The 22,074-nt window shown below is 72.3% G+C and carries 20 protein-coding genes; 9 read left to right on the forward strand and 11 right to left on the reverse strand.

The window, feature by feature from the left end:
* Positions 1–130: 130 nt before the first annotated feature.
* Positions 131–610 (reverse strand): hypothetical protein, encoded by a 480-nt coding sequence (locus ABZY20_RS14005; RefSeq protein WP_356441267.1) that lies wholly within the window; start codon positions 608–610, stop codon positions 131–133.
* Between the two features lie 215 nt (positions 611–825).
* Between ABZY20_RS14005 and serC the strand changes: the two genes are divergently transcribed.
* On the forward strand, positions 826–1,944 hold the full coding sequence (gene serC, locus ABZY20_RS14010; protein WP_356441270.1) for a phosphoserine transaminase: 1,119 nt from the start codon (positions 826–828) through the stop codon (positions 1,942–1,944).
* Between the two features lie 73 nt (positions 1,945–2,017).
* Here the strand turns inward: serC and ABZY20_RS14015 are convergent, their stop codons facing one another.
* Both ABZY20_RS14015 and ABZY20_RS14020 read right to left on the reverse strand, forming a co-directional pair.
* The gene (locus ABZY20_RS14015; protein ID WP_356441717.1) at positions 2,018–2,689 is read right to left on the reverse strand and encodes an SUMF1/EgtB/PvdO family nonheme iron enzyme; all 672 of its coding nucleotides are present in this window, start codon (positions 2,687–2,689) and stop codon (positions 2,018–2,020) included.
* A 38-nt stretch (positions 2,690–2,727) separates the two neighbouring features.
* Positions 2,728–3,504, reverse strand: coding sequence for a TetR/AcrR family transcriptional regulator (locus ABZY20_RS14020; RefSeq protein ID WP_356441273.1), 777 nt, complete (start codon positions 3,502–3,504; stop codon positions 2,728–2,730).
* Between the two features lie 105 nt (positions 3,505–3,609).
* On the opposite strand from ABZY20_RS14020, the gene ABZY20_RS14025 reads away from it, so the two are divergent.
* Together ABZY20_RS14025 and ABZY20_RS14030 are read left to right on the forward strand one after the other, a co-directional pair.
* Positions 3,610–4,569, forward strand: coding sequence for an ATP-binding cassette domain-containing protein (locus ABZY20_RS14025; protein ID WP_356441718.1), 960 nt, complete (start codon positions 3,610–3,612; stop codon positions 4,567–4,569).
* On the forward strand, positions 4,566–5,387 hold the full coding sequence (locus ABZY20_RS14030) for an ABC transporter permease (RefSeq protein ID WP_356441276.1): 822 nt from the start codon (positions 4,566–4,568) through the stop codon (positions 5,385–5,387). Before ABZY20_RS14025 ends, ABZY20_RS14030 begins: the two co-directional genes overlap by 4 nt.
* Positions 5,388–5,504: 117 nt before the next feature.
* On the opposite strand, the gene ABZY20_RS14035 is transcribed toward ABZY20_RS14030, so the two are convergent.
* On the reverse strand, positions 5,505–6,479 hold the full coding sequence (locus tag ABZY20_RS14035) for a WD40 repeat domain-containing protein (protein ID WP_356441279.1): 975 nt from the start codon (positions 6,477–6,479) through the stop codon (positions 5,505–5,507).
* Between the two features lie 146 nt (positions 6,480–6,625).
* Between ABZY20_RS14035 and ABZY20_RS14040 the strand changes: the two genes are divergently transcribed.
* Positions 6,626–7,300: an SGNH/GDSL hydrolase family protein gene (locus ABZY20_RS14040; protein WP_356441282.1), complete on the forward strand. Its 675-nt coding sequence runs from the start codon at positions 6,626–6,628 to the stop codon at positions 7,298–7,300.
* A 183-nt stretch (positions 7,301–7,483) separates the two neighbouring features.
* On the forward strand, positions 7,484–8,476 hold the full coding sequence (locus ABZY20_RS14045) for an aldo/keto reductase (protein WP_356441285.1): 993 nt from the start codon (positions 7,484–7,486) through the stop codon (positions 8,474–8,476).
* A gap of 186 nt (positions 8,477–8,662) precedes the next feature.
* Here the strand turns inward: ABZY20_RS14045 and thpR are convergent, their stop codons facing one another.
* The 3 genes from thpR to ABZY20_RS14060 all read right to left on the reverse strand — a co-directional run bounded on the left by thpR (position 8,663) and on the right by ABZY20_RS14060 (position 11,362).
* Positions 8,663–9,235, reverse strand: a complete 573-nt coding sequence (thpR, locus tag ABZY20_RS14050) for an RNA 2',3'-cyclic phosphodiesterase (RefSeq protein ID WP_356441288.1) — start codon at positions 9,233–9,235, stop codon at positions 8,663–8,665.
* Between the two features lie 281 nt (positions 9,236–9,516).
* Positions 9,517–10,899: an MFS transporter gene (locus ABZY20_RS14055; protein ID WP_356441291.1), complete on the reverse strand. Its 1,383-nt coding sequence runs from the start codon at positions 10,897–10,899 to the stop codon at positions 9,517–9,519.
* A gap of 25 nt (positions 10,900–10,924) precedes the next feature.
* On the reverse strand, positions 10,925–11,362 hold the full coding sequence (locus ABZY20_RS14060) for a MarR family transcriptional regulator (protein WP_030849396.1): 438 nt from the start codon (positions 11,360–11,362) through the stop codon (positions 10,925–10,927).
* Between the two features lie 149 nt (positions 11,363–11,511).
* On the opposite strand from ABZY20_RS14060, the gene ABZY20_RS14065 reads away from it, so the two are divergent.
* The gene (locus ABZY20_RS14065; RefSeq protein WP_356441294.1) at positions 11,512–11,700 is read left to right on the forward strand and encodes a ribbon-helix-helix protein, CopG family; all 189 of its coding nucleotides are present in this window, start codon (positions 11,512–11,514) and stop codon (positions 11,698–11,700) included.
* A 28-nt stretch (positions 11,701–11,728) separates the two neighbouring features.
* Here ABZY20_RS14065 and ABZY20_RS14070 read toward each other — a convergent pair whose 3' ends face one another.
* A complete protein-coding gene (locus ABZY20_RS14070) occupies positions 11,729–13,180 on the reverse strand; it encodes an NCS2 family permease (protein ID WP_356441297.1) in 1,452 nt (483 codons plus the stop codon).
* Positions 13,181–13,297: 117 nt separating this feature from the next.
* On the opposite strand from ABZY20_RS14070, the gene ABZY20_RS14075 reads away from it, so the two are divergent.
* From ABZY20_RS14075 to ABZY20_RS14085, 3 genes are all read left to right on the forward strand, one after another.
* Positions 13,298–13,585 (forward strand): DUF2530 domain-containing protein, encoded by a 288-nt coding sequence (locus ABZY20_RS14075; RefSeq protein WP_356441299.1) that lies wholly within the window; start codon positions 13,298–13,300, stop codon positions 13,583–13,585.
* Positions 13,586–13,706: 121 nt separating this feature from the next.
* Complete coding sequence (locus tag ABZY20_RS14080; RefSeq protein WP_356441302.1) at positions 13,707–14,552, forward strand: methyltransferase domain-containing protein; 846 nt, start codon at positions 13,707–13,709, stop codon at positions 14,550–14,552.
* A 143-nt stretch (positions 14,553–14,695) separates the two neighbouring features.
* Entirely contained in the window at positions 14,696–17,089 is a 2,394-nt protein-coding gene (locus tag ABZY20_RS14085) for a cation-translocating P-type ATPase (protein WP_356441305.1), read from the forward strand.
* Positions 17,090–17,104: 15 nt separating this feature from the next.
* Here the strand turns inward: ABZY20_RS14085 and ABZY20_RS14090 are convergent, their stop codons facing one another.
* The 3 genes from ABZY20_RS14090 to ABZY20_RS14100 all read right to left on the reverse strand — a co-directional run bounded on the left by ABZY20_RS14090 (position 17,105) and on the right by ABZY20_RS14100 (position 22,019).
* A complete protein-coding gene (locus tag ABZY20_RS14090; RefSeq protein WP_356441308.1) occupies positions 17,105–17,863 on the reverse strand; it encodes a calcium-binding protein in 759 nt (252 codons plus the stop codon).
* Positions 17,864–18,034: 171 nt separating this feature from the next.
* Positions 18,035–21,169 (reverse strand): molecular chaperone Hsp90, encoded by a 3,135-nt coding sequence (locus ABZY20_RS14095; protein ID WP_356441310.1) that lies wholly within the window; start codon positions 21,167–21,169, stop codon positions 18,035–18,037.
* Positions 21,170–21,413: 244 nt separating this feature from the next.
* Positions 21,414–22,019: a TetR family transcriptional regulator gene (locus ABZY20_RS14100; RefSeq protein ID WP_356441312.1), complete on the reverse strand. Its 606-nt coding sequence runs from the start codon at positions 22,017–22,019 to the stop codon at positions 21,414–21,416.
* Positions 22,020–22,074 lie beyond the last annotated feature (55 nt).

Consider the following 22,074-nt stretch of genomic DNA (forward strand, 5'->3'; position numbering starts at 1 on the left):
GCGCGGTACGTGTTCTCCCGTGCCTGCTGGGCGAGACTTTCCCAGCCTTCAGCCGAGGCCGCGTCCGCGAACCGGACTTCCCAGTGGCCACCCGGCGCCGGCGGTGCGACGCGATCACCGCGACCCGCGCTCACGCCACCTCCCGCGGGTCCGGCGCCGGACCGTAGTCTTCGCCATGGTCCGTGGACAGCGCGGCCAGCAGTTCAGGGTCGGAGTAGACCTCCGCGGTGTGCTGCCACGCAGTCAGCATCTGGGCGACGGACGCGTTGTTGCCGACCGAGTCGGCGGCCCGCATGGTGTCGACGAGTTCGACGGCGAAGGCGTGAACATCGGCCTCGGGAAGGAACCGCACCCACGGGAAGGCGTCCGGCAGTATGTCCAGCAGCAGTTCCATGCTGCCGGGCTCCCGGCGCGCCAACGCGGCCAGCATCCTGGTGGCGGCCGACACCACGGTCTGGTCCTGCTCGGCCCGGGCCGCTGTGGTGAGGACGAGGTCTTCCCCGTCTCTGCGGCGCAGCAGCAGCCGCGACGATTCCTTGAGCCGGGCAAGCGTCTGCTTGTTCCTGTTCACCAGCTCGGAGAAGTTCACCGCTGCGTTGTCGGTTGGCATGACTTTGAAATTACTTCGAAACTCCAGCCTGCGCTATCACCCGGACGGGGGTGTGGACACAGGGCCGGTGCGGCGCCACAGCGGCGGGGAATGACGTTCGGCGAGGGATCGATGGAGGAATGACCATGACGGCCCCAGGGGCGGCCACGGAAACGCCGTCTCACCCGACGGACGACGTTTCGCCCAGGTTTCTGGAAACGGCTACGCTCCCCTCCGTGGCTGAGATCCAGATTCCCGCTGACATCAAGCCCGCCGACGGACGTTTCGGCGCGGGTCCCTCCAAGGTGCGGACGGAGGCGCTGGACGCCCTCGCCGCGACCGGCACCTCCCTCATGGGCACCTCCCACCGCCAGGCCCCCGTCAAGAACCTGGTCGGCAAGGTGCGCGAGGGCATCCGTGAGCTGTTCCAGCTCCCCGACGGCTACGAGGTGATTCTCGGCAACGGCGGCTCCACCGCGTTCTGGGACATCGCGACGCACGGCCTGATCGAGAACAAGTCGCAGCACCTCAGCTTCGGCGAGTTCTCCTCCAAGTTCGCCAAGGCCGCCAAGCTCGCCCCCTGGCTGGCCGAGCCGGACGTCGTCTCCGCCGACCCGGGCACGCACCCCGAGCCGGTCGCCCAGGCGGGCGTGGACGTCTACGCGTTCACCCACAACGAGACCTCCACCGGTGTCGCCATGCCGATCCAGCGCGTGGCCGGCGCCGACGAGGGCGCGCTCGTCCTGGTCGACGCCACCTCCGGCGCCGGCGGCCTGCCGGTCGACATCGCCGAGACGGACGTCTACTACTTCGCCCCGCAGAAGTCCTTCGCCTCCGACGGCGGTCTGTGGATCGGCGTCTTCTCCCCGGCCGCGATCGAGCGCGCCGAGCGGATCCACGCCTCCGGCCGTCACATCCCGGAGTTCTTCTCGCTGCCCACGGCGATCGACAACTCCCGCAAGAACCAGACCTACAACACCCCGGCCCTCGCCACGCTCTTCCTGCTCAACGAGCAGCTGGAGTGGATCAACGGCCGGGGCGGCCTGGACTGGTCGGTCCGCCGCACGGCCACCTCCGCGCGGACGCTGTACGGCTGGGCCGAGGACGTCAAGTTCGCGAACCCGTTCGTCACCGACCCGGCCAAGCGCTCGCAGGTCATCGGCACGATCGACTTCACCGACGAGGTCGACGCAGCCGCCGTCGCCAAGGTCCTGCGCGCCAACGGCATCGTCGACACCGAGCCCTACCGCAAGCTCGGCCGCAACCAGCTCCGGGTCGCGATGTTCCCGGCGATCGACCCGGCGGACGTCGAGGCGCTGACGAAGTGCGTCGACTACGTGATCGAGAAGCTCTGACGATCCCTTGTGCGTGACCGAGGGCGCCCCTGCCCGTGCGGGGGCGCCCTCGGCGTGCTCAGGACGGCCGTGCTCAGGACGGCCGCGCGCCCGGGGCGCCGGGTGCCGGGCGCGCGACGCGGAAGCCCACGTCGTCGATCCGGAACGTCGGATGGCTGCGACGCCGCACCGAGGCCCGGCAGCTCCAGTGCTCGTCGGACCAGCCGCCGCCCCGCAGCACCCGGTACGTGCCGTACACCTCGGGGTCGTAGAGGTCCCAGCACCAGTCCCAGACGTTGCCCAGCATGTCGTACAGGCCCCAGGCGTTGGGCCGTCGGCCGCCCACGGGCCGGACGCCGCCCTCGGCGTTGCCTCGGTACCAGGCGATCTCGTCGAGCGGCCCGTACCGGGGGCCGGTGGTGCCGGCGCGGCAGGCGTGTTCCCACTCGGCCTCGGTCGGCAGCCGGTAGCCGTCCGCGGCGGTGTCCCAGTCGGCGGTCCCGGCGCCGGGCCGGAGGCGGTACGCGGGGGTCAGGCCCTCCCGCAGGGACAGCGCGTTGCAGAAGCGGACCGCGTCCCACCAGGACACGCCCTCGACCGGGAGCAGGTCGCCGTGGACCGCGCCCGGGCGTTCACCGGTGACCTCGGCGTACCACGCCTGGGTGACCGGGAACGCCGACAGCCGGAACGCGGCGACCCCGACGGTCCACCTGCGCTCGGTCCGCCGGTCCGACAGGGTCACCTGCCCGGACGGGACGGTCGTCATCCTGCGTGCCGAAGCCTGTGTGCCCACGGGACGCGACCCTACTGGCGGGCTCTGCGCGCCACGAGCACGTCCAGCCCGTCCAGGAGCCGCTGCAGCCCGAACTCGAAGTGGTCGAAGTCGGGTCCGAAGGTGTCCTCGGAGAGCGACGCCATGACCGGGTAGCGGCCCGACGCCATGGCCTTCTCCAGGGCCGGTATCTGCGCCTGCCAGAACTCGGCGTCCGTCAGGCCGGTCCGGCGCTCCGCCTCCTGCTGGTACAGCTGCGACCGCGCGGCCCCGACGACGTACCCGTCGAGCATGATGATCGCGGAGAGCAGTTCGGGGTCGCTCAGCCCCATCGGGCGGATCCGGGCGAGGACCTGCTCCAGGCTGTCCAGGGTGCTCGGGCCGAGGACCTGGCGGGACTGGTTGACCTGGAGCAGCCAGGGGTGGCGGCGGTAGAGGGCGAGGGTCTCGCGGCCCCTGGCCTCCAGGGCCGAGCGCCAGTCGCCCTCCTCGAAACCGGGCGGGTCGTCGCGGGGGCGCTGCACCCGGTCCAGCATCAGGTCGAGCAGCTCGGCCTTGCCGGGGACGTAACGGTAGAGCGACATGGCGCCGGTGCCGAGTTCGGCGGCCACCCGGCGCATCGAGAGCCCCTCCAGCCCTTCGGCGTCCGCCACCCCGACGGCGGCTTCCACGATCCGGTCCAGGGTGAGGGTCGGCTTGGGGCCCCGGCTGGGACGCCGTCCGGTGTCCCACAGCAGTTCGAGGGTGCGGGCGATGTCGCCGCTGCCGCTGGTCTCCGTGCCGCCCGTGCCGCTCGCACCACTCGTCATGCCGTCCAGCTTAGGCCCCCGCCCATAAATTGAGTACGACGTACGCACAATCGGGTACGCTGTACTCAGTTGACCGCCGGCAGGCACGGCACACGGGAGGACGGCATGGACGGATACGCGGTGCGAGCCGAGGCGCTGGAGAAGCGGTACGGCGAGAAACGCGCCCTCGACGGCTTCGACCTGTCGGTGCGCGAGGGCACGGTGCACGGCCTGCTGGGGCCGAACGGGGCGGGCAAGACCACCGCCGTCCGCATCCTGTCCACGCTGATCCGGCTGGACGGGGGCAGGGCCGCGGTCGCCGGTCTCGACGTGGCCCGCCAGCCGCGCGAGGTACGGGCCCGGATCGGCCTGACCGGCCAGTACGCGGCCGTCGACGAGGTGCTCACCGGACGGCAGAACCTGGAGATGTTCGGCCGGCTGTTCCACCTCGGCGGCCGGCGGGCGCGGCTGCGGGCCGCCGAGCTGCTGGAGCAGTTCGACCTGACCGACGCCGCCGACCGGGGCGTCGGCAAGTACAGCGGCGGCATGCGGCGCCGCCTCGACCTCGCGGCCTCGATGATCCTCGCCCCGGCGGTCCTCTTCCTCGACGAGCCGACGACCGGGCTCGACCCCCGCAGCCGGGGCGAGGTCTGGGACGCGGTCCGGGCGCTGGTGGCGGGCGGCACGACCGTGCTGCTGACCACCCAGTACCTGGAGGAGGCCGACCGGCTCGCCTCCCGCATCACCGTCATCGACCAGGGGCGGTCCATCGCCGACGACACCCCGGACGGGCTGAAGAACCTGGTCGGCGGCGACCGCATCGAGGTGGTGGTGGCCGAGCGGTCCGAGATCCCACGGGTGGTGAAGGCCGTCGCCCGGGTCGCCGACGGCGAACCCGAGGCGGACGAGACCGAGTCGCGGGTGCACGCCCCGGTCACCGACCGGGTCGCCGCCCTCACCGAGGTCGCGCGGAGCCTGCAGGACGAGGGCGTCCGCGTCGAGGACATCGGGCTGCGCAGGCCGAGCCTCGACGACGTGTTCCTGCGCCTGACCGGACACCGCACCGAGAAGGAGGCCGCAGCGTGAGCGCCGTCGACCTGAGCAGCCCCGGCGCGCGGGGCGGCACGTACTGGGCGCTGGCCGACTGCTGGAACGTCGTCCGCCGCGGCCTGACCCACTACCAGCGCCAGCCGGTCAACATCGCCTGGCAGCTGGGCTTCCCGATCCTGTCCGTGCTGATGTACGGCTATGTCTTCGGCAGCGCGATGAAGGTGCCGGGCGGCGGGGACTACAAGGACTTCCTCATGCCGGGCATGTTCGTGATGACCATGGCGTTCGGCTTCATCAACACCGCGACCGTGGTGGTCCACGACTCCACCAAGGGCGTCATCGACCGCTTCCGCTCCATGCCGATGGCGTCCTCCGCCGTGGTGGCCGGGCGCGGCGTCACGGATCTGATCGTCGCCTGCGCCGAGTTGGCCATCATGATGCTCACCGCGCTGGCCATGGGCTGGCGGCCGGACGGCGGCCTCCGCTTCCTCGCCGCCTTCGGACTGCTGCTCTGGCTGCGGTTCGCGCTGATCTGGATCGGCGTGTGGCTCGGCCTCCTGGTGCCCAACCCGGAGGCGGCGGGCGGGCTGTTCGCGGTCGCCTTCCCGCTCACGATGATCTCCAGCATCTTCGTCGCGCCGCAGCTGATGCCCGACTGGCTGGGCTGGGTGGCGGTGTGGAACCCCATCTCGTCCACCGCGGCGGCCACCCGGGAGCTGTTCGGGGTGCCGTCCGGCAGCGGGGACTCCTGGGTGGAGCAGCACGCACTGCTGATGGCCGGGGTGTGGCCGGTGATCCTGACGGTGGTCTTCCTGCCGCTGGCGGTACGGCGGTTCAGGCAGCTCAGCCGGTAACCGGCGGGACGCGCGCGGGTGACGGGGGCGCTCGGCGGTGGCCGGGCGCCCTCCGCACGCCGGGGGGCGGACGGTGGCCGGGCGCCCTCCCACGCCGGGGAGTGCGGGCGGCGAGGGCTAGGTGCGCCGCCTCAGCCCCCGAAGGGCGACCAGCACGACCAGGGCCGCCGCCGCGACGATCGCGCCGGTCCGCAGATCGCCGCCCAGTCCTTCGCCCCCGCCGCCGGAGGAGGCCGAAGTCCCGTTCCCCGAGGGGGAGCCGGAGCCCTCCGCACCCGGCGCGTCCTGCGGCTCCACGGGACTGTCGGCACCCTCGGCGCCGTACATGAGCTTGTTCCCGTCGGCGGTGTACGTGACGGACTCCCCCTGGCCGAGGAACGGCACACCGAGCCGCTCCTTGCGCTTGATCTTCCCGCCGTTCCAGTCGTACGCGAGGGAGCCGAAGTAGCTGCGCACGACGAGGTGCCGGCCGTCCGGGGAGAGCGTGGCGTCGGTGGCCTCCAGGTCGGGGACGCCGGCGATCGGCCGGAAGACGTTCGTCCCGGACGGGGAGAGCTCGGCCGGGCCCTCGTAGAGGTGCCCGCCCTTCTCGTTCTTGTCGACGATGTAGACGCGGCCGGTCTTCGGGTGCACCACCAGGGACTCGGCGTCCCGCGCGCCGTCGGAGTACGTGACGACGTACTGCGTGGCCCTGATCGTCCGGTCGCGCAGCTCCTTCGGCTCGGGCAGCCGGTAGATCCAGACGTGCGGCCAGGTGCCGCCGAGGTTGTCGCCGATGTCGCCCACGTAGATCTGGTTGCCGGGTCCGATGGAGATCGCCTCGACGTCGCGCGGGGTGCCCACGCCGGTCAGGGTGACCGTCGCGACCGTCTCGCCCGTCCGGCCGTCGACGGCGTACAGGTACGCGCCGTCGTCACTGTCGTTGTGCGTCCAGTAGACGCCGGGATGCTGCCGCGAGGCCGCGAGGCCGCTGGACTCCGTGATGCGCGGGTCCTTGATCGTGAACTTCCCGTCACCGTCGGCGGCGGAGGCGGGCACGGCGAGGGCGCCCACGTAAAGGGCCGCGGCGAGGAGGGCGATCGGTCTGCGCATGCCCCAAGCCTGCCATCCCGCCCGGCGGTTCACCGGCCGGTCCACCGGGCTCGGACCCGGCCCGGACGGGCACGGCCGGGCCGCCGGAAGGGGGGCGTGGCCCGACTCACACCCCGCCGGGCGGCGTGATCGTCCATGATGAGCGGATGCTCAGGTTCATGCCGGTCGGTGACTCGATGACGATCGGAAGCGCGGGCGAACACACATGGCGCTACCGGATGTGGCAGCACCTGTGCCGCAGCTACGGCGGCCCCTTCACGCTCGTCGGCCCCCGCGAGACGCTCCACGACAAGCTCACCGGGGCCCCGACCTCGTACGCCTACGCCGAACCGGACTTCCCCCGCGCCCACCTGGCCGGCTGGGGCGAGGGCTGGCAGCACATGGCGCCGCTGATCGGCGAGGCCGTGCGGTCGTGCCGGGCCGACGTCCTGCTGGTCTCCCTGGGCCTGATCGACCTGGGCTTCTACACCAACGCCGCGCAGACCGCCGACAACGTCCGGGCCTTCGTCTCCGAGGCACGGGCGGTCAACCGGCGGGTGCGGATGGTGTGGCTGCCCGTGACCCCCAACATCCGGGCGCAGACGGACGAGCCCTTCGCCACCGAGGTCGCCCGCTTCAACGAACTCCTGGCCAAGACGGCCGCGGACCTCGACGAGCCCGCCTCCCCCATCCTCCTGGCCTCGCCCCCGCCGTCGTACGACGTCTCCGCCGACACCTACGACGGCACCCACCCCAACGCCCACGGCGAGCACAAGATCGCGGCGGCCTTCGCGGAGGCCATGCACCAGGGCTGGGACCTGGGCGAGCCCTACGAGGGGTGACCCCGCCCGTCGCCGTCAGGCGGCGTGCCTCGGCGGCGGACGCGGCCGTCCTCATGACCGCCGCGGCGGAGACACGCGGCGGCGACCCGACCCGCTGAGGCCCCGCCGCAGCCGACACCCGCTCCCGGTCCGGTCCGGTCGCGGCTTGCCTGGAGCGCACTCCAGCACGTTGGCTTGGGGACCATGGAGTACACACAGCTCGGACGCACGGGACTCAAGGTCAGCCGGCTCGTCCTCGGCACCATGAACTTCGGCCCGCAGACCGACGAGGCCGACAGCCACGCCATCATGGACGCGGCGCTGGACGCGGGCATCAACTTCTTCGACACGGCCAACGTCTATGGGTGGGGCGAGAACAAGGGCCGCACGGAATCGATCATCGGCAGCTGGTTCGCGAAGGGCGGCGACCGGCGCGACAAGGTCGTCCTGGCCACGAAGGTGTACGGCAACATGGGCGCCGACGGCCCGGCCTGGCCGAACCACGACAAGCTCTCCGCCGTCAACATCCGCCGGGCCGTCGACGCCAGCCTCAAGCGGCTGCAGACCGACCACATCGACGTCTACCAGTTCCACCACATCGACCGGAACACCCCGTTCGAGGAGATCTGGCAGGCGATCGACGTCCTGGTCCAGCAGGGCAAGGTCCTCTACGCCGGGTCGTCGAACTTCCCCGGCTACAAGATCGCGCAGGCCAACGAGATCGCCGCCCGGCGCGGCGGGACCATCGGGCTGGTCAGCGAGCAGTGCCTGTACAACCTCGCCGAGCGCCGCGCCGAGATGGAGGTCATCCCGGCCGCGCGGGACTACGGGCTCGGCGTGATCCCGTGGTCGCCGCTGCACGGCGGGCTGCTCGGCGGTGTCCTCAAGAAGGAGGTCGAGGGCGGACGCCGCGCCTCCGGCCGGGCGGCCGACGCGCTCGCCGACCCCGCGAAGCGGGCGCAGATCCAGTCCTACGAGGACCTGCTCGACAAGCACGGCGTCGAGCCCGGCGAGGCCGCCCTGGCCTGGCTGCTCACCCGTCCCGGTGTGACCGGCCCGATCGTCGGCCCGCGCACCGGTGAACAGCTCGCCTCCGCCGTCCGCGCGGCCGAGCTGGAGCTGTCCGAGGAGCTGCTGACCGGCCTGGACGGAATCTTCCCGGGTCCGGGGCCGAGCCCGGAGGCCTTCGCCTGGTGAACGCCCGGTGAGGGGTGCGGGGAACCGCGCGACGGGCTCTCACCGGCCCTCAGCCGGGAGACGGCGGACCGCGGTTCCCCGCCGCCCTACCTCCCGAGCACGGAGGCCAGGGCGACGACGAGGAACATCAGCACGAGCACACCGGCCATGATCCGGTTGCGGGTTTTCGGGTCCACGGCACCGAGCCTAACCGGCGCCGCCGAGCGCCCAGCGGCCGACCGCCTCGTACCGGGGCTGCTCCCCCGGCACCCCGGAGGCGGGCAGGCTGCTGCGCACCAGCGCCAGCTCGTCCACCGTCCAGGTGCTGCCCGTGAAGTCCGCCAGGGCGTCCACGTACGCCTTCACGTGCCGGGTCTCCCGGCTGCGCGCCACGGTGAGGTGCGCCGTGTAGCGGCGGTGCTCCTCCATCGGCACCCCGGCCCTGCGCGCCGCCGCGTGGGCCCGTTCGGCCAGCAGCCGCAGGGTCGCCAGGTCCCCCTCGGCGCCGGCCCACAGCGCCTTGCCGCGCCCGAACTGGCCGCCGCCCCGCAGCGCCAGCGGGAACGGTTCGGTGCGGTGCGCGGCGCGCTCCAGCCGGGCCGACAGCCCGGAGACGAGATCGTCGGCGACCTCGCCGTAGAAGGCGAGCGTGAAGTGCCAGCCGGGAGGCTGGGTCCAGCGCAGCCCCTCCGCCCCGGGGAGCGCGCGCAGCCCGTCGAGCACGGAGCCGAGTTCACCGCGCACCTCGTCGGGGGGCAGTACGGCGGCGAAGAGTCTCATGCGTCCAGCTTGGCACCCTGCGCGGCCCTTTGCGGCCGGCTCGGGCATGTCCCCGTCGCCGAGGTGATCCCCAGGAAGGCTGCGGCGAACGACCTCGGTCCGAAGAAGGACGCCGAAGGACGCCTGTGCCGCGGCCGGCCGCCGGCATCTGCGCACCACGCCGAAGGACGGCGCGTACCGGAGCGAGCCGAGCCTGGACTTCGGGGGCGGGATCGACCCGGCGGGCACCGCGGCCGGGCTCGTCCCCGAGACCGGCGGGTCCCCGCGGGAGTGACGGCTCGCTACGCCGCCGGAGCCAGCTCCTCCTCCCGCTGCTCCCGCGGCACGAACCGCACCCTCGGGTGGCCGCGGTGCCAGCCCACGGACAGGCGGAGGTTGCCGACGCGGGCCAGGACCAGGCCGATGACCACCGCGGCGAGGACCGCCACCGCGCCGCCGGCCGCGAGGCCGATCCGCGCGCCGTAGGTGTCGGTGATCCAGCCGACGATCGGGGCGCCGACCGGGGAGCCGCCGAGGAAGATCATCATGTAGAGGGCCATGACGCGGCCGCGCATGGCCGGGTCCGTGGACATCTGCAGGCTGGTGTTCGTGGTGACGTTGACGGTCATGCCGAACAGTCCCAGCGGCACCATGAGCAGGGCGAACATCCACAGGGCCGGCGTCGTCGCGGCCAGGATCTCCAGTGCGCCGAAGGCCATGGCGGCCACGATGAGCAGCCGCAGCCGGGCGGTGCCGCGGCGGGCCGCGAGCAGTGCGCCCGCGACGGATCCGACCGCCATCAGCGTGTTGAACATGCTGTACGCGCCGGCGCCCCCGTGGAACACGTCGTCCGCGAAGGCCGAGAGGTAGACGGGGAAGTTGAAGGCGAACGTCCCGACGAAGCCGACCAGCACGATCGGCCAGATCAGCTCCGGGCGGCCGGTGACGTAGCGGACGCCTTCGCGCAGTTGCCCCTTGCCGCGCGGGGCGCGCTCGACGACGTGCAGGTCGCGGGCGCGCATCAGCAGCAGTCCGGTGAGCGGCGCGATGAAGGACAGGCCGTTGAAGAGGAAGGCGTAGCCGGTGCCGACGCCGGTGATCAGCAGGCCCGCGACGGCGGGGCCGACCAGGCGGGCGGACTGGAAGTTGGCGGAGTTCAGGCTGACCGCGTTCTGCAGCTGCCGCGGGCCGACCAGCTCGGAGACGAAGGACTGCCGGGCCGGGTTGTCGACGACCGTGGCGAGACCGACGGCGAAGGCGGCGACGTACACGTGCCACACCTGGACCTGCCCGGTGAGGGTGAGGGCGGCCAGGGCGATCGCGGTGAGGCCCATCGCCGACTGCGTCACCAGCAGGGTGGGCCGCTTGCGCAGCCGGTCGACGAGGACGCCGCCGTAGAGGCCGAACAGCAGCATCGGCAGGAACTGCAGCGCCGTGGTGATGCCGACGGCGGCGGAGGAGCCGGTGAGGCTGAGCACCAGCCAGTCCTGGGCGATGCGCTGCATCCAGGTGCCGATGTTGGAGACGACCTGGCCCATGAAGAACAGGCGGTAGTTCCGCACCTTCAGGGAGGAGAACATCGAGGACGTGCGGGCGCGGTCGCCGGAGGCGGGTGACGCGGGGGCGGGCGGGGAGTCGTGGGGATCAGGTGCGGGGGCGGAAGCTGCTCCGGGTCCCGTACTCAAAAGGGTTCGCCTCCTCGGTGGTCGCTTACAGGTGCGCGAGCTTCTCCAGTACGGGGGCGGCGGCGCGCAGTTTCGCCCACTCGTCCTCGTCGAGGTTCTCCACCAGCGTGGCCAGGAAGGCGTTGCGCTTGGCGCGGCTCTCCTCGAGCATCGCCTCGGCCTGCTCGGTGCGCGTGACGACCTTCTGGCGCCGGTCCTCGGGGTGCGGCTCCAGCCGGACCAGGCCCTTGGCCTCCAGCAGCGCCACGATGCGGGTCATCGACGGCGGCTGGACGTGCTCCTTGCGGGCGAGCTCGCCCGGGGTGGCCCGGCCGCACAGGGACAGGGTGCCGAGCACCGACATCTCGGTGGGGCTGAGCGACTCGTCGACCCGCTGGTGCTTGAGCCGACGGGAGAGCCGCATCACGGCGGAGCGGAGGGAGTTCACGGCGGCTACGTCGTCGCCATGGCTGAGGTCCGGCATGTTCTTTAGCGTAACTCATTACTCTCGCTAAAGACCAGCCGGTTCGCCCAGGAGGGGTCGTGACGCCCGCCACTGCCCCGCGACATCACTCATATGGGTGATCCGGCGCCGGAACGTGACACACCGCGCCGAACAGTGCCGCGACCCTCATGGTCATGCCCACCAGCGTGCTCAGCCTGCGCATGGACCACGACCTGCTCGACCGGCTCCGCCACCATGCCGCGAAAAGGGGAATGAGCGTCCAGGACTATGTCGTCCGGACGCTCATTCGCGATGACTTCGACGAGCGGTTCCAGGCCGCCGTCGAGGAGACGGAGAGGTTCTACGGGGTCCCGTGAGCCGGCTGCCCCGCAGGCCCCGGGCGCATCAGGTCAGGCCCAGCGCCGGCATCAGGTAGTAGAACGCGAACACCGCCGCCACCGCGTACATCGCCGCCGGCACCTCCCGGCCCCGGCCGGCCGCCAGGCGCAGCACGGCGAACGTGATGAAGCCCATGCCGATGCCGTTGGTGATCGAGTAGGTGAAGGGCATCATCACCATCGTCACGAAGGCCGGGACGGCGATGGTGTGGTCGGCCCAGTCGATCTCCTTGATCGAGCCGGACAGGATCAGGAAGCCGACCGCGAACAGCGCCGGGGTGGCCGCCTGGGACGGGACCATCGTGGCGACGGGTGTCAGGAAGAGCGCGACGGCGAAGAGGCCGCCGGTGACGACGTTCGCGAGGCCGGTCCGGGCGCCCTCGCCGACCCCCGCCGTGGACTCGACGAACGCGGTGGTCGCCGAGGAGGAGCTGGCGCCGCCGGCGGCGACCGCGAGGCCGTCGACGAACAGCACCTTGTTGATGCCGGGCATCTGCCCCTCGCCGTCGGTCAGCTTCGCCTCGTCGGAGACGCCCATGATCGTGCCCATCGCGTCGAAGAAGCACGACAGCAGCACGGTGAAGACGAACAGCACCCCGGTCAGCACGCCGACCTTCTCGAAGCCGCCGAACAGGCTGACCTGCCCGATCAGCCCGAAGTCGGGGCTGGCGACCGGGTTGCCGGGCCACTTCGGGGTGGTCAGGCCCCAGCTCGGCACCTGGGCGACCGCCTCGATGACCACCGCCACGGCGGTCATGGCGACGATCGAGATCAGGATCGCGCCGGAGACCTTGCGGACGATCAGGGCGAGCGTCAGCAGCACGCCCAGCACGAAGACGAGGACCGGCCAGCCGTTGAGGTGACCGTCGCCGCCCAGCTGGAGCGGGACGGTGGTCTGGGCCGCGTCCGGGATCCGGGAGACGAAACCGGCGTCGACCAGACCGATCAGCATGATGAACAGGCCGATACCGATGGAGATCGCCTTGCGCAGCCCGAAGGGCACGGCGTTCATCACCCGCTCGCGCAGACCCGTGGCGACCAGCAGCATCACCACGAAGCCGGCGAGCACCACCATGCCCATCGCGTCCGGCCAGGACATCCGCGGGGCGAGCTGGAGGGCCACGACGGAGTTCACGCCGAGGCCGGCGGCGAGGGCGATCGGGACGTTGCCGATGACGCCCATGAGGAGCGTGGTGAGCGCGGCGGTCAGGGCCGTCGCGGTGACCAGCTGCCCGTTGTCGAGCTGGTGACCGTACATGTCCTTCGCGCTGCCGAGGATGATCGGGTTCAGCACGATGATGTAGGCCATCGCGAAGAAGGTGGCGAGACCGCCCCGGACCTCGCGGGGCAGCGTGCTGCCCCGTTCGGAGATGCGGAAGAAGCGGTCGAGTGCGCCGTGGGTGGGTCCGGTTCCCGGCTGATCAGGGGCGGGGACCTTGGCGGGAGCCGAGGACGACATGTGTTTGGTGTTTCCTACGAAGAGAAGTGGTCAGACACAAACCGTTTCAGTATGAACATATAAGGCCCCGCTCGGCCATCTCCGCGCGTAGACCTGATCGCCTCGTAAGCTGTCCCCATGGCGAAGTGGACCCCCCGACACGAGGCGCCGGAGCCCCTGGAGGGCCCCGTGGTCGCCACCATCACCGGCGGCACGATCCTGTGGTTCGTCCTCTTCCTGGTGCAGCTCCCCCTCTACGGCTGGTTCGACGACCACGGCCACACGTGGTGGCTGTGGACCTGCCTGGCCGGTGGCGGCCTCGGCCTGATCGGGGTCTGGTACGTGCGCAGGCGGGACGCCGCGCTCCGGCGGGCGGCCGACGCGCGGGACCTGACGGCCACCCCCTCGACGCCCTCGGCCGACTAGCCCGCCCCCGCCCGCTCCCCCGCGAGACACCCACCGGCCTCCTCCCTACGCTCGAAGAAGGCGGCGAAACGCTCGAAGACCGTCGGCGCGCGTCGCCGCCCGACCGGTGAGGAGCGCAGCCATGACGACGCAGAACAGCGCGGCCGACGTCGACCGCGCACTGAAGGCCAAGCACCGCGCGATGTGGGCCCAGGGCGACTACCCGTCCCTGGCGGCGGAGGTCATCCCCCATCTGGGCGCGGTCCTGGTCGAGGCGTGCGGGGTGCGGCCCGGTCAGCGGGTGCTGGACGTGGCCGCCGGCTCCGGCAACGCCGCGGTCCCGGCGGCCCTGGCCGGCGCCGACGTCGTCGCCTCCGACCTGACCCCGGAACTGTTCGAGGCCGGCCGGCGCGTGGCCGAAAACCAGGGCGTGCGGATCGCCTGGGAGGAGGCCGACGCCGAGGCCCTGCCCTTCGGGGACGCGGAGTTCGACACCGTGCTGTCCTGCGTCGGCGTCATGTTCGCCCCGCACCACCGGCGGGCCGCCGACGAACTCGTCCGGGTGTGCCGGCCCGGCGGCACCGTCGGGCTGCTGAACTGGACGCCGCAGGGCTTCATCGGCCGGATGTTCGCCACGATGAAGCCCTACGCTCCCCCGCCCCCGCCCGGTGCCCAGCCGCCCCCGCTGTGGGGCGACGAGGAGCACGTCCGCGCCCTCCTCGGCGACCGCGTCACGGACGTGCGCGCCGAGCGCCGCACGGTCCGCGTCGACCGCTTCGAGTCGCCGGAGGCGTTCCGCGACTACTTCAAGGAGCGCTACGGCCCCACCATCACCGTCTACAACAACCTCGCCGGCGAGCCCGCGCGCGCCGCCGCCCTGGACCGCGACCTGGCGGCCCTCGCCCGCGAGGCCGACCTGGGGACGGGGTCCGACGGGACCGTCATGGAGTGGGAGTACCTGCTGCTGACCGCCCGCCGGGCCGGCTGAGGGCGGACGCGGCACCACGGTCGGACGCCGGACAACTCCCGTACAACTCCCGTACGACCACGGCACGAAGTCCGTCGTCCGCTGGTCGGATCTTCCGCGCATCCGGCAGGTGAAGCGGCACATCCGCACGTACCGTCGAAGGCATGACGCATCTCGACGCGGGTGCCCGGACCGACACCGCCCGGCCGGCGACGGTCACCTCACGCGAGACCGGCCTGACCGGCGCTCAGGTCGCCGAGCGGGTGGAGCGCGGCCAGGTCAACGACGTGCCGGTGCGCAGCAGCCGGTCCCTCACCGAGATCGTCCGCGCGAACGTCTTCACCCGCTTCAACGCGATCATCGGCGTGCTGTGGCTGATCATGCTGGTCGTGGCGCCGATCCAGGACAGCCTGTTCGGGTTCGTGATCCTCGCCAACACCGGTATCGGCATCGTGCAGGAGTGGCGGGCGAAGAAGACGCTGGACTCGCTCGCGCTGATCGGCGAGGTGCGGCCCACCGTCCGCCGGGACGGCACCTCCGCGCAGGTCGGCACCTCCGAGATCGTCCTGGACGACCTGATCGAGGTCGGCCCGGGTGACAAGGTCGTGGTGGACGGGGTGTGCGTCGAGGCCGACGGTCTGGAGATCGACGAGTCGCTGCTCACCGGCGAGGCCGACCCGGTCGTCAAGCACCCCGGTGACCAGCTGATGTCCGGCAGCTTCGTGGTCGCGGGCGGCGGGGCGTTCCAGGCCGTGAAGGTCGGGCGTGAGGCGTACGCGGCGCAGCTCGCCGAGGAGGCCTCCCGGTTCACCCTCGTCCAGTCCGAGCTGCGCTCCGGGATCTCCACGATCCTGAAGTACGTCACCTGGATGATGGTCCCGACCGCGATCGGATTGATCATCAGCCAGCTGCTGGTGAAGGAGAACGCCCTCGACGACTCCGTCGCCCGCACGGTCGGCGGCATCGTCCCGATGGTCCCCGAGGGGCTGGTGCTGCTCACCTCGGTCGCCTTCGCCATCGGCGTGATCCGGCTGGGCCGCAAGCAGTGCCTGGTGCAGGAGCTGCCCGCGATCGAGGGGCTGGCCCGCGTCGACACCGTCTGCCTGGACAAGACCGGCACCCTCACCGAGGGCGGCATGGACGTCACCGAGCTGCGGCCCCTGCAGGGCGCCGACGAGACGTACGTGCGCAAGGTGCTCGGCGCCCTCGGCGAGTCGGACCCGCGGCCGAACGCCTCGCTCAAGGCGATCATCGACACCTACCCGGCCGTCGAGGACTGGCGCTGCACCCGGGCCCTGCCGTTCTCCTCGGCCCGCAAGTACAGCGGCGCCGCGTTCAGCGAGGGCGACGGGCAGTCCAGCACCTGGCTGCTGGGCGCGCCGGACGTGCTGCTGCCCGACGACGACCCGGCCCTCGCCGAGACCGTGCGGCTCAACGAGCAGGGCCTGCGGGTGCTGCTGCTCGCCCGGGTCCGGCGGGACCTGGAGGATCCCGCCGTGGCCGAGGGCGCGGTGCCGACCGCCCTGGTGGTGCTGGAGCAGCGGCTGCGGCCGGACGCCGCCGACACGCTGCGCTACTTCGCCGACCAGAGCGTCGGGGCCAAGGTCATCTCCGGTGACAACGCGGTGTCGGTCGGCGCGGTCGCCGCCAAGCTCGGGCTGTCCGGGACGACCGTGGACGCGCGGCGGATGCCGGCCGACCGGGACGGGATGGCGGCCGCCCTGGACGAGGGCACGGTGTTCGGGCGGGTCACGCCGCAGCAGAAGCGGACCATGGTGGGCGCGCTGCAGTCCCGGGGGCACACGGTCGCGATGACCGGCGACGGGGTGAACGACGTCCTCGCCCTGAAGGACGCCGACATCGGTGTCGCGATGGGCTCCGGCTCGGAGGCGACCCGGGCGGTGGCGCAGATCGTGCTGCTGAACAACAGCTTCGCGACGCTGCCGTCGGTGGTGGCGGAGGGCCGCCGGGTCATCGGCAACATCACGCGGGTCGCGACGCTGTTCCTCGTCAAGACGGTCTACTCGGTGCTGCTGGCGGTCCTGGTGGTCTGCTCGCAGGTCGAGTACCCGTTCCTGCCGCGCCATCTGACCCTGCTGTCGACGCTGACGATCGGCGTCCCGGCGTTCTTCCTGGCGCTCGCGCCCAACAAGGAGCGCGCGAAGCCGAACTTCGTACGGCGGGTCATGCGGTACGCGATCCCGGGCGGTGTGGTGGCCGCGGTGGCGACCTTCGCGACGTATCTGATCGCCCGGACGTACTACACGGGCCCGGGGGAGCTGGACGCGGAGACGAGCGTCGCGACGCTCACGCTGTTCCTGATCTCGATGTGGGTGCTGGCGATCATCGCCCGCCCCTACACCTGGTGGCGGATCGCCCTGGTCGCCTCGATGGGCGGGGCGTTCCTGGTGGTGCTGGTGGTGCCGTGGCTGCAGCACTTCTTCGCGCTGAAGCTGGTGGGGATGACCATGCCGTGGGCGGCCGTCGGCATCTCCGCGGTGGCGGCGGCCACCCTGGAACTCGTGTGGAGGTGGGTGGACCGCCGCTTCCCGGCGTAGCCGCCGTCCCGCGTCCTACCGCACGTCGACGAAGTCGCCCGTGGCGTTGACCGCCGGGGTGGTCGTGGTGCCCGCGAAGGACCAGCGGAAGTAGCCGTCGGTGGAGGCGGTGACGGTGGTGCTCAGGTTGCCCGTCGAGTTCGACTTGATCGTCTTGAGCGTGCTGTAGGTGCTGCTGTCCTTCTTGCGGAACTGCAGCTTCACGTACTGGTTCGTGTAACCCGCGTACTTGAGGGTCTCCCAGTTGGCGCGGGACAGCTTGCCCGTGACGGTGATGGTGCGGCCCTTCGTCACCGGCTCGGGCGAGGCGTTGACGGTGAGCTTGGAGGCGCGCTGGAACTTGAAGGAACCGGCCTTGTCCTTCCAGATGAAGTCGTCGTCCTTGGCGTCGATCCAGGCGCTGACGTACCAGGTGCCGGCGTTGGCGTTGCTGAGGTAGTCGACCTTGGGGTCGACCAGCACCGAAGCGGTGCAGGTCGAGGTGGTGGAGCTGACCGCCGTGCAGGTGGGCTTGCCGGTGGAGAAGTACCCGTAGTCGGGGCCCTCGAGCTGGAACTCGTCAGCGCCCGCGATGCCGGAGTCGTCGGTGGCGGTCACGCTGACCTTGATCGTCTTCGGCTCGGAGATGCCCACCGACACCTTGTTGTCGCCGTCGACGACGACCTTGGTGATCTGGGTGTCGCCGAATCCGCCGTCGGCCTGCGCGGCAGGAACGGCGAGGGCGGAGAGGGCCAGGGCGCCGGAGACGGCGGCCACGGTGGCTCGGATACGCATGCGTTCTCCAGGTGGAGAGGGGCCCCGGTGCTCGTCGTCGGCTCTCGGGGCCCAAGTGATCGTGGAGTCTGTTGACTCAGGTGATCAGATTCGCCGGCCCGGTGTTTGGTTGTACGGCAGGTGAAATATTCGTGCGGAAATTTTCACCGGCCCCTGGGCGTCCTCCGCGCCTCAGTCGAACCAGCGGTCCCGTGCCAACTCCGCCGTCCGCGACGGGTCCTCCAGCAGGGCCGCCACCTCGAAGCGCCGGGGCCACTGCCCGGCCGCCCAGGCCAGTCCCGCCGCGACGCCCTCCAGGGTGGCGGCGTGCAGGACGCCGTCGTCGGTGAGGCGCCAGTCGATCTCCACGCCGTCGACGACGAGTTCCTCGTGCTCGACGTAGGAGCCCGGGGCCGTGCGGCCGAGCAGGACCCGCACCGCGTCCGGTACGTCGTGCTCGGTGCCCTCGGAGGTGACCTGGCCGGTGACGGACTCGCTCAGCCGGCGCACCTGGAACAGCTCGGCCAGGTCGGCGGCGCGCGAGGGACGCACGGGCAGCAGCGGCACGCCCGCGGTGAAGGGCAGCAGGTCCGGCGAGTCGCACACCACGGCGTCGCCCGCGTCCACGACCTCCACCCGGCCGTCGGTGACCGCGCGCAGTTCGTCCGGCAGGGTCACCTGTTCGGGGTCCAGCTCGGCCAGCGCGCCGTACAGGGCGTGCAGTTGGGCGCCCGTCACCTCGCGCTCGGGGTCGGCGAGCCGGTCGAGCAGCTCGGCGGCGCCGCCGGGCTCGTCCAGCAGCGCGGCGACCGAGGTGCGCACGCCCAGGGCGCGCAGCACCTGCTCGTCCTCGAAGCCGGTGGCGTCGGCCTCCTCGTACAGGCCGCGCAGCAGGGGGTCGCCGCCCGCGGCCCGCAGTCCGGCCGGGCGGCGGCCGTCGAGCACCGGGTTCCCGCGCAGCCACCACGCGGTGTACGGCCGGACCACCTCGTGCGTGCCGTCGGGCAGCAGGATCCGCACGGGCTGCACGATCGCGTCCCTGAGCGGCGGCTGCGACAGCAGCGACAGCGCCCGCGCCCACTTGTCCTCGTCGACCAGGTCCAGATCGCGTACGGCGACGATCTCGGTGGCGACCGGCGGCACGGGGCTGTCGGGGAAGCGGTCGAGGACGTCCTCCGCCCACACGTCGACGGCGTCGAGCAGTCCGGCGTCGTCGGGCTCGGCGAAGTCGCCCTCGCGGGGCTCCAGTTCGTCCGGGTCGAGGACGACGTCGGTGGCCCGGACCAGCGCGAAGTTCACCAGCACCCCGCAGGCGGCCAGCGGCTGCTCGCCCCACCGGGCGGCCAGCTCGGCGTCCACGGCGGCGAGTTCACCCTCGCGCATGACCTCGGCGAACGGGCCGCCGGGGAAGACGAGTTCGCAGGCCGGGGCGGGTTCGCCGTCCTCGTCGGGCAGGGCGAGCGCGCCGAGCCAGGGCTCGTCACCGGGCTCAAGGCCGGCGTCGCGCACCAGGGCGAGCACGGTGTCGGCCAGCTCCTCGGCGTCGAGGGTGTCCTCCTCCCAGTTCATCCCGCCCTCGTCGTCCAGCGACGCGGCGACGGCGGCCCGCACCTGCGGGGTGGTGAGGACGGCGCGCGGGGTGGCGGGCAGGGCGCCGAGCTTCTCCAGGATCGGGTGGGCGGCGTCGGGGTGGGCGACCTTCAGCCCCAGCCGGGCCAGCACCTCGGGGTCGATCCCGGCGCCGTCCGCGCCGGGCAGCAGCACCTGCCGGGGCCCGATGGTCGTGCGCCCGTCGGCGAGCGGCACGGGCAGTCCGGACAGCCGGTCGGGGTCGACCCCGGCCAGGCTGTCGTAGAGCCGCCGCCACCAGCCGGGGTCCTTCTCCAGCCCGGCCAGCCGGTCGATCGCGTCGGTCAGCGGGACCCGGGCGACCCCCAGGGTGCGCAGCTCGGCGCGGCGCTCCAGCCCGGCGGGCAGCAGCGTGGGCAGCACCTCGGAGAGCACGGACACCGTCTCCGCTCCGGCCCCCTCGACGACCTCGGCGTCCCGGGGCCGCAGGGACTCGGGCAGGTCCTCGCCCTCGACGGGAGAGTGGGCGGGCGGCAGGAAGGAGGTCTGCGGCAGCCGCTCCAGGATCGCCCGGCGCAGGGCGCCGTCCAGCTCGCCCTTGCCGAGCGGGCCGGGTACGAGGTCGATGATCCCGGCGGTCACCGGCCGCCAGTGGCCGAGCAGGTCGGCGTAGGCGTCGGCGGCGCGCTGGACCAGGAAGTCGGTCAGCGGGCCGGGGGCGGCGTGCCGCCGGGTGGAGTCCAGCGGGAACGAGGCGATGAGCAGGGCCGGGACGCCGAGCGGTTCGTCGCTCGGCGTGGGGGCGTGCACCACCGGGGTGGTGCGGGGCCGGACCGGGCTGCCGTCGCTGTCGACGGGCACGGCCCAGGTGACCGCCCAGTACGGCCGCAGCCGCTCCTCGACGGGCCGGTCGGCGAGCAGGTCGGGCGTGAGGGTGCCGTGGGCCGCGGTGGTGCGCCAGTGGGTGACGCCCGCGGCGGTGTCGTCGACGACGGTGAAGGGACCGTCGGTGCGGCGGGTGAGGGTCCGGGGCGCCTCCCCGTTGATCTCGACGACGAGTTCGTCGAGCCCGGCGAGGGTGAGCAGGACGGCGTCGTCGACGGCGCGCAGGAGCCGTTCGGCGAGGTCGGCGGCGGCCGCGTCGCGCAGCGGCAGGATGACGGCGGTGTCGTAGGGGGCGGGGGCGGTGCCCTCGGCGGCGAACGGCAGCCGCAGCAGCGGCACGTGCCCGTCGCGGCGCCGCACCTCGTCCCCGAGGCCGGGGCTGTGCCGGGCGGTGTCGGCCGCGAGCTCCCGCGCCTCGGCCAGCGACCAGCGGACCCCGCCGTGCCGGCCGACGACGGCGGGCTCGTCGGTGACGGACAGCACGGCGGCGAAGCCGACGCCGAACCGGCCGACGGAAGGCGTGTCGCGCTTGGCCGACGCACGCAGGGTCGCCAGCGACTCCACACCGGCCGCGTCCAGCGGCGCACCGGTGTTGGCGGCGACCAGCACCCCCTCGCGCAGAGTGAGCCGCAACCGCCCCGGCACCCCGGCCCGGGCGGCCGCGTCGGCGGCGTTCTGGGCGAGCTCGACGACGAGCCGGTCCCGGTACCCGCCGAGGACGAGGTCCTCCTCGGCGTTGGCGTCCTCCCGGAACCGGGCGGGGCTGGTGGCCCAGGCGTCGAGGACCCCGCGCCGCAGTCGTGCCGTACCGAACGGGTCGGCACCCTCGGCGGCCGGACGCACGAACTTGCTGCTCACGTTGACTCTCCTCATCGGCCCTGATCGGCGTGAGGTCGAAGGTACCGCTCCGGGGCGGGGCGGTGAGACGGGCGTGAGCCGTAGCGGGTCAGGCCGCGTGATCGTCGAAGCGGAACTCGGGGCTGGTGCGGGGGTCGATGGGGGCGGGCTCCGGCCTCCAGGGCCGTGGCCGGTCGTTCGATCAGAGGACCGGACGCCGAAACGGGGTGGCCGCCGGCGGGACCGTGGTAAGCGATCGACGCGATCGCCTGTCCCAGCCTCAGGGACTCGGCGCGGTCAGGTACCGCTGGATCGTCGGTGCCAGCCATTCCACGATCTCCGCCCGCGCCAGCCCCACCGCCGGCGGCATCCGCAGCACGTACCGCGTGAGCGCGAGCCCCAGCAACTGCGACGCCATGAGTACGGCCCGTGCCGGGACCTGCTCGGGGTCGGGGCACACCTGCCGGGCGACCGGCAGCAGCTGGTCCCGCAGGATGCCCTGCATGCGCTCCGACCCGGCCTGGTTGGTCACGCCGACCCGCAGCAGGGCGGTGAGGACCTCGTCGTTCTCCCACATGTCGAGGAAGTGCTCGACGAGGATCCGCCCCGCGTCCTGCCGGCGGTCCGCCCCGCTCACGTCCGGCAGCCGCAGATCGATGGCGACGGCCGCCGCGAAGAGGCCCTCCTTGTTGCGGTAGTACCGCATCACCATCGACGGATCGATGTTCGCGTCCTTGGCGATGGCGCGGATGGTGGCTCGCTCGTAGCCGTCGGTCGCGAAGCGCTCGCGGGCCGCAGCGAGGATCGCGCCGCGAGTCGCGTCGGAGCGGCGGGGGGTGCCGGTGCCGGTGCCGGGAACCGTGGAGGTGCTGTCGCTGCCGTTCATGCCCACAAACGTAGGCCAACCGGTGCGGGCCAACAAGTGTATGCCCACCACCGTT

This window comes from Streptomyces sp. NPDC006624 (genome assembly GCF_040611555.1).
GTDB lineage: Bacteria > Actinomycetota > Actinomycetes > Streptomycetales > Streptomycetaceae > Streptomyces.